Annotated in this window: 12 protein-coding genes; 9 read left to right on the top strand and 3 right to left on the bottom strand. The window is 35.5% G+C overall.

The features are described 5' to 3' along the window. Positions 1 to 97 precede the first annotated feature (97 nt). The 4 genes from VK161_RS13155 to VK161_RS13170 all read left to right on the top strand — a co-directional run bounded on the left by VK161_RS13155 (position 98) and on the right by VK161_RS13170 (position 4933). Entirely contained in the window at positions 98 to 1597 is a 1500-nt protein-coding gene (locus VK161_RS13155; protein WP_324215247.1) for a hypothetical protein, read from the top strand. 210 nt (positions 1598 to 1807) lie between these two features. Beyond that, positions 1808 to 2269 carry a hypothetical protein gene (locus VK161_RS13160; RefSeq protein ID WP_324215248.1) on the top strand — a complete coding sequence of 154 codons (462 nt, stop codon included), beginning with the start codon at positions 1808 to 1810 and terminating at the stop codon, positions 2267 to 2269. 172 nt (positions 2270 to 2441) lie between these two features. Next, positions 2442 to 3533: a DUF2235 domain-containing protein gene (locus tag VK161_RS13165; RefSeq protein ID WP_324215249.1), complete on the top strand. Its 1092-nt coding sequence runs from the start codon at positions 2442 to 2444 to the stop codon at positions 3531 to 3533. A gap of 140 nt (positions 3534 to 3673) precedes the next feature. Further along, positions 3674 to 4933, top strand: coding sequence for an aminotransferase class I/II-fold pyridoxal phosphate-dependent enzyme (locus VK161_RS13170; protein WP_324215250.1), 1260 nt, complete (start codon positions 3674 to 3676; stop codon positions 4931 to 4933). Between the two features lie 75 nt (positions 4934 to 5008). On the opposite strand, the gene VK161_RS13175 is transcribed toward VK161_RS13170, so the two are convergent. Then, on the bottom strand, positions 5009 to 6133 hold the full coding sequence (locus tag VK161_RS13175; protein WP_324215251.1) for a GTP cyclohydrolase: 1125 nt from the start codon (positions 6131 to 6133) through the stop codon (positions 5009 to 5011). A gap of 6 nt (positions 6134 to 6139) precedes the next feature. Then, on the bottom strand, positions 6140 to 7111 hold the full coding sequence (locus VK161_RS13180) for a transporter (RefSeq protein ID WP_324215252.1): 972 nt from the start codon (positions 7109 to 7111) through the stop codon (positions 6140 to 6142). A 121-nt stretch (positions 7112 to 7232) separates the two neighbouring features. Between VK161_RS13180 and VK161_RS13185 the strand changes: the two genes are divergently transcribed. The 4 genes from VK161_RS13185 to VK161_RS13200 are packed head-to-tail and all read left to right on the top strand — an operon-like array spanning position 7233 to position 12812. Next, positions 7233 to 7487 carry a DUF4834 domain-containing protein gene (locus VK161_RS13185; protein WP_324215253.1) on the top strand — a complete coding sequence of 85 codons (255 nt, stop codon included), beginning with the start codon at positions 7233 to 7235 and terminating at the stop codon, positions 7485 to 7487. Positions 7488 to 7526: 39 nt separating this feature from the next. After that, positions 7527 to 10007 (top strand): YfhO family protein, encoded by a 2481-nt coding sequence (locus tag VK161_RS13190; RefSeq protein ID WP_324215254.1) that lies wholly within the window; start codon positions 7527 to 7529, stop codon positions 10005 to 10007. 10 nt (positions 10008 to 10017) lie between these two features. Continuing rightward, positions 10018 to 11316 (top strand): glycosyltransferase family 4 protein, encoded by a 1299-nt coding sequence (locus VK161_RS13195; RefSeq protein ID WP_324215255.1) that lies wholly within the window; start codon positions 10018 to 10020, stop codon positions 11314 to 11316. 14 nt (positions 11317 to 11330) lie between these two features. Next, positions 11331 to 12812 (top strand): lipopolysaccharide biosynthesis protein, encoded by a 1482-nt coding sequence (locus VK161_RS13200; protein ID WP_324215256.1) that lies wholly within the window; start codon positions 11331 to 11333, stop codon positions 12810 to 12812. Positions 12813 to 13033: 221 nt separating this feature from the next. On the opposite strand, the gene VK161_RS13205 is transcribed toward VK161_RS13200, so the two are convergent. Further along, the gene (locus tag VK161_RS13205) at positions 13034 to 13648 is read right to left on the bottom strand and encodes a hypothetical protein (RefSeq protein WP_324215257.1); all 615 of its coding nucleotides are present in this window, start codon (positions 13646 to 13648) and stop codon (positions 13034 to 13036) included. Between the two features lie 277 nt (positions 13649 to 13925). On the opposite strand from VK161_RS13205, the gene VK161_RS13210 reads away from it, so the two are divergent. Then, positions 13926 to 15110, top strand: coding sequence for a M20/M25/M40 family metallo-hydrolase (locus VK161_RS13210; RefSeq protein ID WP_324215258.1), 1185 nt, complete (start codon positions 13926 to 13928; stop codon positions 15108 to 15110). The last annotated feature ends 48 nt before the right edge of the window (positions 15111 to 15158 follow it).

Here is a 15158-nt window from a genome sequence, read left to right on the forward strand (position 1 = left end):
CCCGTAAAACTACTCTATTTCTTGTGGTAGAAGGTAAATAAATTTGTCTCACTAATGCTGATTCAAAATACTTACCATTAACCTAACACAAGATAGTATGAAAAATTCTAACATTAAAATTGGTTTTGCGGTACTGATTATAGTAACGCTTTTTGGAGGTTGTAAACCCAACGCTTCGACAGAAGAAGAATTACTTGCAGTAAGTTCATTGCCGCAAGATGCATTTCAATCGTGTCCATTGACATCTTCACAATTCAATTCGTGGTTTGTAAGCGGAACGGCAACCGAAAACGGTCCAGTTAATCCTCCTACAAGCGTCGGATTGGTTCATAATGACAATTGCGATTTTTATCAATGGTCGGCTCAAATGTTTTTGTGGCTTACTTCGTCTAGCCCGAATGCTGGAACAGTAATGGAATCGCCAACTTTTTATACGGTTTCACCCAAAGATGCATCAGGAAAACGAACTTTGATTCCGCACGTAAAAGGACAGCTTATGAGAGCCGTTTCTAATGTAACAAAAGACGGTTTAATTGATAGTGAAGAAGGTCAAGCCACCGACGATGTTTTAATGGCAAAAGATGGATCTCTTATTTATTATATATCAATGGTAAATGATGTGTATGCACAATTTTTAACGGGTGTTGCAGCTGGAAAATTATCGGGTGCAACATTTCCGACTACTCAGGCAGAATTAGCTCAAATTGTTGCTTATGCACAAGCCAACGGTGTTGCTTTAAATGATGCCAACACGCTTACAATGGAGTTGAAAACCTCTTGGGTAGACGCCAGTACACTTGCCGATGCGTCTGATTACATTACAATTAATGCCATCATTCCCACGTATACTAAAACCGCTACAACTTGGACTCCTTTGAAAGAAAAGCAAGCAACATTAGCTCTAATTGGAGTGCATATTGTAGGAAGTACTGCTGGACATCCTGAAATGGTTTGGGCTACTTTTGAACACAAGAAAAATGCTCCGAATGCGAGTTATACGTATTTGGATGTCAATAAAAATGTAAAAACCGTTCCAGCCGATACAGGAGATGATTGGTTATTGAATTCAAACGCTGCAGATACAACTTACAATAAATCGTACATGACGTATGATGCAAAAAATAATTCAATCGTAAGTAGAGCAGGTGATTCTATTCGACCAAGCAATACGGTGAGAACCAAACCTTGGGGAGTTGCCACAGATACAATTCCAAATGCAGAAGATGCCTCAGTCGCTGCATCAAATAGTGAAATCATTTCATTGAACGCTAGTTTACAAAAAATGTTGGTGGGTAATGATATTCGTAAAAATTATATTTTCATCGGTGCCACGTGGACAGCAAACGGAGCAGCTCCTAATGGAGAAAGTTATGCGCCATCTAACTCGACTCCAGGCGTAGCTATTGGAACTAGTCAGTTAGCAAATAGCACAATGGAAACCTATGCGCAAAATGGAACAATTTATAATCAATACGGAAGTTGTTTTGCTTGTCATAATGGAGGAAACTCGCTCGCACCAGGAGATTTAAGTCATGTTTTTAGTGATATTCAACCGTTAACATTAAGCACAGTTAAAAATCAGGTTAAAAAAGAATAGTAGTTGCTATGTTTAGGTTTTGTTTGGGGAAAATTGCCAAGTTGAATGACTTGGCAATTTTATGCGTTATAAATCGTTAAAAAAAAGAGTTAAAAAAACAAAAAAGGGTGTTTTTCCTGTATTCTAATAAATCGCAATGATTTAGTTTTGCGGAAGAACCAAAAATTATAATTCAAAACAGAAACTACTAACAATAAAAGAAAATCAACTATGAGCTATGATTTAATGGTGTTTAACCCTAAAATAGCGCCTCAATCAGAGACTAAATTTTTAGAATGGTACGATGAACAAGTAGAATGGAACGAGCAACACAACTATGTTGATCCAATAGTAACGACTACCGAATTACACAGTTGGTTCAAAGAGATAATTCAGGAGTTTCCGGCGCTCAGCGGACCTTATTCTCCGCTTGATGTTGATGACTTAGAAAGTGAATTTGTAACCGATTATTCTATTGGAAGAGATATTATTTATGCTTCTTTTAAATGGGCGGTTGCAGAAAAAGCATATCCAACTATGTTGGAGTTGGCGCAAAAACACCAAGTAGGGTTTTATGATGTGAGCGGAAGCGGTGATATTCTATTTCCTAATTCAAATGGTGAAATGGACTCTATATTGAAACGCTTACAGCCATCAAAAACATGGTGGAAAATATGGAAAAAAGCATTGTAACACAAATTGTTAGTGTTACAAGTCACAATAAAATTTGAATAGTTATTAAATTTTAGTTTTTTTAGTTAAGTTGGGGGAAATGTCAAGTTGAAAGGCTTGGCATTTTTATTTTATAAAGTAATCATAGTTCAAATATATATATTTGTAGTAGCAACTTTTAAAGTCATTAAAAATGCCAAAAAATATAGTCATCTGTTGCGATGGAACCGATAATAAATTGACCATTAATGAAAATACTAATGTGATTCATTTGTACAGTTGTTTGGATTTTAACTCTAATCAAATGGCCTATTACAATCCGGGTGTTGGGACAATCGCACCCAATGGTATTCGCAATTGGATAGCGCGTCAATGGTATATTTTTAAGGATTCATTATCAGCATCTAGCCTAGAAACCAACGTTATGGATGCTTATATTTATTTGATGAATCATTACGAAGATGGTGATAAAATCTACCTTTTTGGTTTCAGTCGAGGCGCTTATACGGTGCGGATGCTTTCCGGTTTAATAGAAATGTTTGGTCTATTGCACAAAGGCAATTCAAATCATTTACGTTATGTTTTAGAGATTTATTCCAAAGGTGAAGGAGCCGATTTATTCAAGATTGCCAATTCGTTTAGAGTGCGATTTTCCAAAACCATCCGAATACATTTTATTGGAGTTTGGGATACAGTGGTTGCTGCAGGCGGAATTATGAGTTTGTACAAAAGTTTTCCCTTTTCAAAAAGTTTAGGCATTGCCAATGTGGTGCGTCATGCTATTGCTATTGATGAAAGAAGAAAGCATTATGATTTCTACCCTGTATCTAATGAACATGCCAATTTTAAAGAAGTTTTTTTTGCAGGTGTGCATTCTGATGTTGGTGGTTCTTACAGAGAAGAAGGATTGTCAAAAATCGCTCTCGAATGGATGCTGGGAGAAGCTTCTGCGGCTGGATTATTACTCAATAAATCACGAGTAGATAAATACGTTTATAGTGTGGGTTCTAATTATCAACCGCCTAATTATCTTCAAGAAATTCATAATTCGTGTACGTTAAAGTTTAAAATAGCCGATTTAATTCCGCGTCCTCGTTTTAAACCGAATGGCTGGTTTTTTCAAATGAAATTCGATTGGCGTCTGTGGCCCAAAAGAGAGGTCAGCGACGATTCTGTCATTCACGAAAGTGTATTCAAAAAAATCAGTGAAACCAATTATAATCCGAGTACTATTAAAAAAGGACTTAACTATAAGGTTGAAAAATCATCTGCTATAACCTATTGATTTCAATTTGGTTGAGTTCAAATGGAACAGAAATTAATTTTTCGACTTGATTTTTAAGCCAATTGAATGCTGAAAAAATATTTCGCAAAATCAAGAAATTTATCACTACTTTTGCATCGTTTTTTAACAACATATTTATCATGGTAAAAGATTTATTTGAAAGAATACAAAACAATAAAGGACCTTTAGGAAAATGGGCTTCACAAGCTGAAGGATACTATGTGTTTCCTAAATTAGAAGGAGAATTAGGTCCGAGAATGCAATTCCACGGGAAAAATATTCTAAACTGGAGTTTGAACGATTACCTAGGTTTGGCCAATCACCCAGAAGTACGTCAAGCTGATACTGATGCTGCCATAGCTTACGGTGCCGCTTACCCAATGGGAGCGAGAATGATGAGTGGTCATACTACATTTCACGAACAATTGGAAAATGAGTTGGCCGAATTCGTAATGAAAGAAGCGGCTTATTTGTTGAATTTTGGTTACCAAGGAATGGTTTCAATTATCGATGCTTTAGTAACAAAAAACGACGTTATTGTATATGATGTTGACGCTCACGCTTGTATTATCGATGGTGTTCGTTTACACATGGGAAAACGTTTTACGTACCGTCATAACGACGTTGAAAGTATGGAGAAAAACTTGCAACGTGCTACTAAATTAGCCGAAGAAACAGGCGGTGGAATTTTATTCATTACTGAAGGTGTTTTCGGAATGCGCGGTCAACAAGGAAAATTGAAAGAAATTGTAGCGATGAAAGAAAAATACAATTTCCGTTTATTGGTAGACGATGCACACGGCTTTGGAACTTTAGGTAAAACCGGAGCTGGAGCAGGTGAGGAGCAAGGTTGTCAAGATGGAATTGATGTGTATTTTTCTACTTTTGCCAAATCAATGGCGAATATTGGTGCTTTTGTCGCTGCTGATAAAGACATTATCGATTATCTGAAATACAATTTACGCTCACAAATGTTTGCCAAAGCATTACCAATGATTCAAACTATTGGTTCGCTAAAACGTTTGGAGTTATTGCGCAATTCCTCTGAAATTAAAGATAAACTTTGGGTAAATGTGAATGCATTACAAAGTGGTTTGAAAGAAAGAGGATTCAATATTGGCGATACCAATACATGCATCACACCAGTATATCTCGAAGGTTCTATTCCGGAAGCGATGGTAATGGTAAATGATTTAAGAGAAAACTACGGTATTTTCTTGTCGATTGTAGTGTATCCTGTAATTCCAAAAGGCATCATTTTGTTGAGAATGATTCCAACGGCTTCGCACACTATAGACGACATTAACGAAACTTTAGCTGCTTTTGAAGCGATTCGTGAGAAATTAGTAAACGGAACGTACAAAAAAATTGCTGAAGCCACTACGGTAGACGTTTCGTAATAACAAATAGATTTAAAAAGAAAACCATCCTTTTTTCGGGATGGTTTTTTTATTTTAAAAGATATTGAAGTTGAGTTATTTTGGTAAATCCAATCGATACGTTCTTCTACGCTTATTTACCACCGGATCAAAATGTTTCCATAAATTATGAATGGCAACATTGTCTTCTAATTCGGGTGTTCTTATGCAGGTTTTGATTCCTTTTAATTTGAATGCTTCGTAATATTCATTAAAAATAATAGCAGTAACTCCTTTGTTTTGGTATTCTGGATCTACTCCGATTAAATAGAAAAGCACTTCTTTGCTGTTGTTACGAGCTTTTAATAAATGATAAAAACCAAACGGAAATAATTTACCGTTTGCCTTTTTCAATGCTTCAGAAAAACTAGGCATTACGATGCTAAATGCAACCATTTTATCGTCTTTGTCAAGCACAAATTTGATGAATTCGGGGTTGATAAAACCAATGTATTTTTTCTTGAAAAACTCCTTCTGTACATCGGTTATGGCTACAAATGAAGACAAATTCGAATACGACTCGTTGAACAAATCAAACATCTGATCCACATACGGCATGATGTCTTTGGTTTTGGTAAAATTCAACGGCCTGAGTTGATAGCGTTTTTTAATCAACTCTTGAATCTTAAAGAAAAACTCGGGTTTTACATTTTCAAAAGGGAAAATACTTTCTAAATATTCTTTTTCTTTTACATAACCCAATTGCTCCAAATGGTCTTTGTAATAGGGCGAATTGTACCAAGTGATCATCGAACCCATTTGGTCAAATCCGTAAGTGAGAACGCCTACTTTATCTAAATTAGAAAATCCCATCGGACCTTCAACGTATTCCAAATTGTTTTTTCTTCCCAATTCATATACCTTTTCGAGTAAGGCTTTGGTTACTTCAATATCGTCAATTACATCCCACCAACCAAAACGTACTTTTCTTTTTTGTTGATCGTTTACTTCGTCCCAATTAATTATGGCTGCAATTCGTCCAACCACCTTATTATCGCGGTAAGCAATATAAAAATAGGCTTCGGCACTTGTAAAAGCTGGGTTTTTGGTTTTGTCGAATGTGGTTAATTCGTCATTAATCAAAGGCGGAATCCAATTTGGATTGTCTTTGTATAAGGTAAAGGGAAATTTTATGTATTCTTTTAATTCAGCTTTGGTAATGGCTTCTTTAATCGTAATCATTAGTACTTAAGGGGTTTCAATTTTAACTTCATCCACACGTTTCTTTTTATTCTTTTTATCTTTTTTCTCCACCTTCTTGTCCATTTTACTTTTGTCTTTTTCAATTTTAATTCGAACTTCTTTATAGTTAATGTCCGAACGCCACGAAACTCCAAATCCGCCATAAAATAAGGAAGGCGTGTCTTTAAAGTTTTTACTCATAGTAAAATCAACTTGTAAATTATTACCCAATAAATACGCTGCTCCAGTTGAGAAAATTCCATCCGAATAATAATCACTTTTGATTCCTTTGTTTTCAAAAAATACCGACCAATTATCATTAATTCCCTTGGTTAATGTGATTAAATACCCAAACTGACTGTATTCGGTGGTGATTTTGTCCATAAAAACATTGGTAATCAAAACAAATCCATTTCCGAAAATATTCTGCGTCATTATCATGGCTTTCGGACTAAAGTTAGATGGTTTTTCATCCCGTAATAAAAACGGATTGGAAAAGTTTAAATTGAGTCCGCCATAAACTGAAACGGCTGGAATGAACTGATTCCACTTAAACTTATGATTGGCTCTCCAACTGTATAGATTAATTTCTTCTTTTCGGTTTTTGTAGGGATCATAAACAAGGTATTTTAATCCCATATTCATTGAACGCATTCCGCTTCTTTTAAAAGCTTCATTGTCTTCCAATTGGTATTTATCCATTTGATAGCTGATTTCAGCAATGGCTTCTAATTGTTCAAAAAGCAAACCATATCGAGCTGTAAAATCCATGAACATCCCACTTGACTGGTATTCTAATAGGGTGTGTTTGTCGTTGATGTAATTCACTCCCGATTCAATTTGGATCACATTTTTACCAACAGCAAAAGCCGACATCGATTCGCTGGGTCTGTTAGAATTGATTACATCAGTATGTTGACTTAAACAAGTAATGGATAAGAAAAACAGTGCTGTTGAGGCTATTTTTTTGAAATTCATAAACTCGAATTTGACTTTTTTAGATTGGTTTTCCAAATGTACTATTTTTTATTATTTATTTAAGAAGCGAAACTAATTTTAAATATCAGAATTTAGTATTTTTGACGAAAATAGTTTTATAATGCAAGAAGCATCTTTTCCTAGTTTTGTTAGAACGATTTTATGGATCATCGCCATATATTATATTTTGAAGTTTTTGGCTCGTCTATTTCTTCCTGTTATGATGCGAAAAATGGTCGAAAAAGCACAAGAGCAATTCAATCAGCAACATCAAAATCAGTTCGACAATAGCGATAATCCCAATTCGTCTACTTCTGAAAAACCAAAAGAGAAAAAAATCGTTGGTGAGTACATCGATTATGAAGAAGTAGATTAAATGATACTTCTATTTTCAGTATAAATTCAAACAAAAAAAATGAAGCAACTCAATAAGTTCTATCCTCATCTTGCAGCCGTATTTGGTTTCGTAATTTGTTCCATTATCTATTTTTATCCTGTTCTTCAAGGAAAAAAAATACTCCAATCCGATATCGTTCAGTACACGGCAATGGCCAAAGAACAAAATGATTTTAGAGCAACTGAAAATGCTGAACCGTATTGGACAAATTCTGCTTTTGGTGGAATGCCAACGTACCAACTCGGAGCCAAATACCCAAATGATTTTATAGGTCATTTAGACGATGCGTTACGCTTTTTACCTCGTCCGGCAGATTATTTGTTTTTATATTTTTTAGGATTTTATCTGTTGTTGTTAGTATTGAAAGTAGATTCGCTCAAAGCCTTTTTTGGCGCTTTGGCTTTCGGGTTGTCCACTTATTTGATTGTTATTCTTGGAGTGGGGCATAATGCCAAAGCACACGCCATTGCTTATATGCCAATGGTGGTTGCTGGAGTGCTGTTGGTTTTCAAAAAAAGATACATAGTAGGAGGATTACTTACCATGGTGGCTACCGCGTTAGAAATTAATGCTAATCACTTTCAAATGACGTATTATCTGTTGTTTTTATTGTTGTTTATCGGAATCTATTATGGGTATAAATTAATCAAAGAAAACGATGTTAAATCCATTTCAAGAATAGCATTAGTTTTTGTTGGTGCAGTAATTTTAGCAGTCGGAGCCAATGCAACTAGTTTATTGGCTACCAAAGAGTTTACCGATTTTAGTATTCGAAGTAAAAGCGATTTGACGTTTAACTCCGATGGAACCAAAAAAACAAGTGATTCTGCTCTAGATAGAGAATACATTACTGAGTACAGTTATGGTATTGGAGAAAGTTTTAACCTGATCGCACCGCGACTTTTTGGTGGTGGAAATAGTGAGGCCTTAAACGAAGACTCAAGTGTTTACAACTACATGCAGGAATACGGAGCATCACCAGAAGAGGCGTTACAATTTACCCAAAGCTACGGAATTACTTATTGGGGTCAACAACCCATTGTAGCAGCGCCAGCATACATCGGAATTGTAGTATTCTTTTTGTTTGTATTGGGAATGTACCACGACAAACGAAAAATTAAATATGCTTTTTTAGCTGGAGCCATTCTTTCTTTAGTATTGTCTTGGGGAAAAAATTTCAACACATTAACTGATTTCTTCATTGATTATGTACCGTTGTACGATAAATTTAGAGCCGTTTCTTCCATACAGGTGATATTGGAATTGTGTATTCCTGTACTCGCCATTATGGGATTACACTCTTTTTTTACTACTGATAAAGAAAAACAATGGTCAAGTTTGTGGAAAGCATCGGCTACTGTTTTTGGAATCTTAATCGGATTATTTTTAATCAGAAGTTCGTTTGAATTTGAAGGACAAATGGACGGACAATTGCTGCAAATGTTCAGCCAAAGTGAAGATAAATCATTTGGAGTGAATTTTATTGAAGCGTTAAAGCAAGACAGAAGAAGTTTGTATGCTGCCGATTTATTGCGCTCAGGGTTTTTTGTTGTACTTGTGTTTGGTTTGATGTTCATGTACGTAAAAAACAAATTACAAGCCAATATCGCCGTTATTTTAATCGGACTTTTAATGGTGTCTGATTTGTTTTTTGTAGATAAAAAATACGTAAACAAAGACGATTTTGTCAGTGCCAGACAAGTAGACATTCCTTTTGAAGCATCTCAAGCCGATCAACAAATTTTGGGTGATAAATCTGTTTATCGTGTCTTGGATATTGAAGGCTATTTAAACGGAAAAGCCTCTTATTTTCACAAATCAATTGGCGGTTATTCTGCAGTACGACCTAAACGAATGCAAGAATTGTTTGATTACCAAATTGTAAAAAACAATATTGGTGTCTTGAACATGCTCAATGTAAAATATCTTATTCAAGTTGATGAACAAGGACAAGAATTTCCAGTTAAAAATACTGATGCTAATGGCAATGCATGGTTCGTCAGCGAATTAAAACCTGTTGCCAATGCTGATGCTGAAATGAAGGCTTTGGATAAATTAGATACAAAAAATGTAGCGGTTTATTCTCCAAATACTGATGGAATTTATAAAGCAATGCCTAAATCAGACAAGAAGTTTACCGTAGACAGTACAGCTACCATTCAACTTAAAAGTTACAAACCGAATCATTTGCAATACGTTTCAAACAATAAAAACAATGGTTTTGCTGTATTTTCTGAAATGTATTACAAAAACGGTTGGAAAGCAACTATTGACGGAAAAGAGGCTAAAATTCTTCGTGTAAATTATGCTTTACGTGGTTTGGAAGTTCCGGCAGGTAAGCACAATATCGAATTTAAATTCGAACCTCAAGTGGTAAAAACGGGAAGTACAATTGCATTAATTAGCTCCTTGTTGATGTTAGTTTTAATTGGTGCTGGAGCTTATTTTTTGAGAAAAGATCAAGAACAGTTATCGCCAAAAGTTAAGGATAGCAAATAGCCTAAAGATAATGTCTGAAGATAAAAAAAAACTTCTTATTATCACCTATTATTGGCCTCCAGCTGGCGGACCAGGAGTGCAACGTTGGCTCAAATTTGTTAAGTATTTGCCTGATTTCGGTTTTCAGCCAATAGTATATATTCCTGAAAATCCAACCTATCCGATTATGGATGAAGGTTTGCAAAAAGACGTTTCAGACAACGCGATTATTCTGAAAAATAAAATTTTCGAGCCGTATCAATTGGCTTCTTTTTTTTCTGCAACTTCGACCCAAAAAATAAGTTCCGGAATCATTCCAGCTGTCAAAAAACAAACTACTTTACAACGTTTTTTACTTTGGATTAGAGGAAATGTTTTCATTCCCGATGCGCGTTTTTTGTGGGTGAAACCATCGGTTCGTTACTTAAAAAAATACATTCAAGAGCATCAAATAGATACAATAGTTACTTCGGGTCCACCGCATAGTTTGCATTTGATTGGCTTGAAATTGAAAAAAGAACTCAACGTGACTTGGTTGGCCGATTTTCGAGATCCATGGACCACCATTGGCTATCACAAAGCATTAAAGTTGTCTTCTTATGCTGAAAAAAAGCACAAAAAATTAGAACATCAAGTTTTAAATTCTGCCGATACCATCATTGTTACCAGCAAAACGACCAAAGAAGAATTCAAATTAATTACTTCGAAACCGATTGAAGTGATTACTAATGGTTATGATGTTGAAACAGTAGCCAAACAAACTTTAGATACGAAGTTTACCTTAGCGCATATTGGTTCGTTTCTGTCCGATCGAAATCCGAAGTTGTTGTGGGAGGTTTTGAGTGAATTGACCATTGAAAATGCTGATTTTGCAACTCATTTTCAACTGAAATTGATCGGAAAAGTGAGTCAGGAGATTTTGGATTCTATCGCCGACTTTAAGTTGAATGATTATGTTGCTAATTTAGGGTATGTTTCGCATCAAGAAGCACTGGAACATCAGCGAAAATCACAAGTTTTATTATTGGTTGAAATTAACTCACCCGAAACCAAAAGCATCATTCCAGGAAAAGTGTTTGAATATTTAGTTTCCGAACGACCCATTTTGGCCATCGGACCCAAAGATTCTGATTTTGCCGAAATTATTACTTCAACTAATACAGGGTTTTTCTTTACATACGATGAAAAAGATAAATTGAAAAAAACAATTATGTCATATTTTGAGTTGTATTTGGAGAAAAAATTAAACGTTTTCCCAGTTGGATTGCAGCAATATTCAAGAAAGAAACTAACAGAGCAACTTGCCAGACTTCTAACTTCCAACTTCTAACTTCCAACTTCAAAATGGGCATCGTAATCAACCAATCCATCAAAAATACTGTTATCACTTACATTGGTTTTGTGATTGGTGCGGCGAATACGTTGTTTATGTATCCGCATTTTTTGGGTGAAACCTATTACGGATTGACGGGTTATATTTTGTCTTCGGCGAATGTAATCATGCCGTTGATGGCGTTTGGTGTTCACAATACGTTGGTAAAATTCTTTTCACACTATCCAACTGAAAAAGAAAAAGGACAATTTTTGTCGTTCGTGCTTTTATTGCCGTTTTTGTTTCTGATTCCGATGGTGCTTTTAGGAACGTTAACCTACGAATACATCGCTGGCTTTTTATCAAGAGAAAACCCAATCATACACGATTTTGTGTGGCAAATTCCCGTCATCGGTTTGTGTATGGGTTATTTTGAGATTTTCTATGCTTGGGTGAAAGTGCACATGCAATCGGTATTCGGTAGTTTTGTCAAAGAAGTTGTTTTGCGTGTTTTCATCACTATTTTTCTGTTTGCCGTTTATTTTGGTTGGATGTCGCCTTTGGCTTTTATCAATACGTTGATGGGAATTTATTTGGCTACCACTTTGGTGATGTTTTTCTATGCAATGAAAGTCAAAAAAGTCTCGTTTTCATTCCAATTTCCGAGTAATACAAAACAAGTTTTTACTTATTCGATATTCATTATTCTTTCAGGTAGTATTGCCAATATGCTGTTGGATATTGACAAAAACATGATCGGACAATACATCAAAATTGAAAATATAGCCTATTATTCGGTGGCGATTTTTATAGCAACCGTTATTTCGGTTCCGAGTCGAGCGATGCACCAAATTACGTATCCAATAACCGCCAAATTAATGACCGAAGGCAAACACGATGAATTAAACGAATTGTACAAAAAAACTTCCATCACCTTGCAAATTGTTGGTGGTTTGGTGTTTCTCGGAATTTTACTCAATATTAATCAGCTGTATTTGTTGCTGCCCGAAAATTATCGCGGTGGCGTTTTTGTGGTGTTTACAATTGGTTTTTCAAAGTATTTTGATTTGATTTTGGGTAATAACAACGCCATTATTTTCAACTCGAAATACTACAGAATGGTGTTGTTTTTGGGATTGTTATTGGCTTTTATGGCGATTACACTTAATATGTTACTCATTCCCAAATACGGTATCAATGGCGCGGCAATTGCCACTTTGATTTCGATTACGTTTTACAGTTTAGCCAAATTGTTGTTTGTGGTAATCAAAATGAAGTTATTTCCGTTTACGATGAAAACCATCACTTCTTTAGTAGTTTTTGCGGTGTTCTTTTTTGCTTTTTATTACTGGGATTTTCCATTTCACCCGATTACAAATATTGTTTTAAAATCGACGTTAATTACTGCTTTGTACGTTTGGGTAAATTACAAATTGAACATTTCTGAGGATTTTAATAGTGTAGTTACAACAATAATTGAAAAGATACGCAAAGCTGGAATGACTAAAAAATAAAATTCCGCCACAGATTCACAGATTTGTTTCTTAATTTATAAATAATCAGCGAATCAGTGATAAAACAATAGCTTACTGATGGACTGCATCCATCTTCGCAAAATGTTTTTAGATTAATTTTTTAATCTGTGAATCTGTGGCAAATTAAATCAAAAGAAAAATCCTGCTTCCTCTTCCCAGATTCTGCAGGATTCATCAAACAAACAAATCTAACCAACCAATTATTTATCTTCTTTATCTTCTATTTTAGCGCGAGTTCCATCGGCTCTGTAATAGTAGTAATCATCTGAGTTGTACGTATACGTGTTGTTCACGTTGTTGTGGTACACTGTTGGACCGTAATACGTAGTTGTAAAACCGTTATTTCTGTGTCCTTTTACGCTACCTACCATGTCTACAATGTCGCCTCTTCGGTCGTAGATGATGCGTAATCCACCTACTTGAGCTAGAGCAAAACGGTTGTATTTCATGTACACTGTACCAATTCTGGTTACTCTATCGTTGAAGTCGTAGTTGATGAAAGTATTTCCCACTCTACGAACTCTACCAAAACTATCGTGCTCAATTAAAACACCGTAGTTGATTGGACCTCTTGAGCTTGCGCCTCTATTTTGAATATCTGCTCCTTTTTTTCCAGCTCCTCTAAAATAAAACTCGCCGTGACTGTCGCTTGGACGTGTGTTGAAATCAAAGTCGCCATTTGGAAAAACAAAGAATTCAATTCCTCTTTCTGTAAACGAGATTGGCTCATCAAAGCTAAATCGGTCATTTCTTTGTGCATTCGCAACGTTTACTACCAGTAAAACACTTGCTACTAAAAGGGTAATTTTTTTCATAATCTTTTCGTTTTATCCGACGATTCGGAGTTGTGCTTACTCTTTCGATTTTCAGCTTTTTCGATCAGAAAATTGTTCTGATGTTTAGTCTATTTCAAGTTGTGTGCCAAAGCACCGTAAATGAGTTGTCAACGATTTGTTAATGATTTTTAACTAGCTGAATTGTAATGATTTAAATTTGATTGTGGTATTGTTTGCTATTGAAAAAATTAAGTTTGTAGTCTGTAAAATTTTGTTACTTTTGTTGTCAATATCCAAATCGTTGAATTATTTCATTATGAAATTCGTAAAAAACACTTTTATAATTGGACTGTTTTCATTGTTCAGTACAGTCAATTACAGTCAAACTTTTATTCAAGCCTACCAAGATGTAGTAGACCAATGTTCGCAAGAGAATATTACTGCCAATTTAACCCAATTTGAATCGCTAGGAGTAAAGCGTCGCGGTACAGCTGCTTTGCAAAACACTCTCAACTGGTTGAAAGCTGAATATCTAAGTTATGGTTACACGGCTTCTCAAATGGTAGAAGATTCTTATAGCTATTCGGGATTTACGTGTAAAAATTTAGTGGTTACCAAAGTAGGAACTACTTATCCCAATACGTATGTAATTGTTTGCGGACATTACGATTCGATTGTGGGTACAGGAACCAACGATAATGGAAGTGGAGTAGCTGCAATTTTAGAAATTGCCCGTTTATTGAAAGACATTCCAACTGAATATTCCATCAAGTTCATTAATTTTAGTGGTGAAGAAGATGGTTTGCGCGGAAGTCAGCATTACGTAGATAGTGTTGTCAATGCTACCAATCCGAAAATGAATATTCGTTTGGTTTTTAACTTAGACGAAGTGGGCGGTGTTGCCGGTTTGACCAACGATACCATTACCTGCGAACGAGATTTGGGAACCCCAACTTCGAACAATGCGGCTTCCAATACCAAAACGCAAGAATTGATTACGTGTACTCAATTATATTCGCCATTAAATACTTATTTATCGTATGCGTATGCTTCGGATTACATGACTTTTGAAGATAATAACGAAATCATCACTGGTTTTTTTGAAACCAACGAAACGTCGCATCGTCACACCGCGACCGATTTGTTAGTTAACATGGATCCAGTTTACAATTATAATGTTGCTAAAGCTGCGATTGGTGCGACTATGCATTTTGCGGTAGCAAGTACTACATTGAATAACGCTGACTACAATGCCGATTTGCAAGTGAGTTTCTTTCCCAATCCGGCGCACGATACATTATACATTAATAAAGGTGTAATTACCGAAGCCAATTATACTTTTACCTTAGTTGATATTCAAGGAAAAACAGTGATTTCACAAAGCTTTGAAAACACTAATTTGCTTGAACCAGTAAACGTGAGTCAATTGTCAAAAGGAATTTACATGGCTATTTTAGAAACCAATGGAAAAAAAGTTTCTAAAAAAGTGGTGATTGAGTAGAAGCAAACGGCTTGGGCTTTCTTGCCATCCATGTTCCCGCTATTCACT

This window comes from Flavobacterium sp. (assembly GCF_035299245.1).
Taxonomy (GTDB): domain Bacteria; phylum Bacteroidota; class Bacteroidia; order Flavobacteriales; family Flavobacteriaceae; genus Flavobacterium.

What these genes read in the sequence shown, in the direction of transcription:
- VK161_RS13155 (WP_324215247.1), top strand. Translation starts at nt 98, where the DNA reads ATGAAAAATTCTAACATTAAAATTGGTTTTGCGGTACTGATTATAGTA.
- VK161_RS13160 (WP_324215248.1), top strand. Translation starts at nt 1,808, where the DNA reads ATGAGCTATGATTTAATGGTGTTTAACCCTAAAATAGCGCCTCAATCA.
- VK161_RS13165 (WP_324215249.1), top strand. Translation starts at nt 2,442, where the DNA reads ATGCCAAAAAATATAGTCATCTGTTGCGATGGAACCGATAATAAATTG.
- VK161_RS13170 (WP_324215250.1), top strand. Translation starts at nt 3,674, where the DNA reads ATGGTAAAAGATTTATTTGAAAGAATACAAAACAATAAAGGACCTTTA.
- VK161_RS13175 (WP_324215251.1), bottom strand. Translation starts at nt 6,133, where the DNA reads ATGATTACGATTAAAGAAGCCATTACCAAAGCTGAATTAAAAGAATAC.
- VK161_RS13180 (WP_324215252.1), bottom strand. Translation starts at nt 7,111, where the DNA reads ATGAATTTCAAAAAAATAGCCTCAACAGCACTGTTTTTCTTATCCATT.
- VK161_RS13185 (WP_324215253.1), top strand. Translation starts at nt 7,233, where the DNA reads ATGCAAGAAGCATCTTTTCCTAGTTTTGTTAGAACGATTTTATGGATC.
- VK161_RS13190 (WP_324215254.1), top strand. Translation starts at nt 7,527, where the DNA reads ATGAAGCAACTCAATAAGTTCTATCCTCATCTTGCAGCCGTATTTGGT.
- VK161_RS13195 (WP_324215255.1), top strand. Translation starts at nt 10,018, where the DNA reads ATGTCTGAAGATAAAAAAAAACTTCTTATTATCACCTATTATTGGCCT.
- VK161_RS13200 (WP_324215256.1), top strand. Translation starts at nt 11,331, where the DNA reads ATGGGCATCGTAATCAACCAATCCATCAAAAATACTGTTATCACTTAC.
- VK161_RS13205 (WP_324215257.1), bottom strand. Translation starts at nt 13,648, where the DNA reads ATGAAAAAAATTACCCTTTTAGTAGCAAGTGTTTTACTGGTAGTAAAC.
- VK161_RS13210 (WP_324215258.1), top strand. Translation starts at nt 13,926, where the DNA reads ATGAAATTCGTAAAAAACACTTTTATAATTGGACTGTTTTCATTGTTC.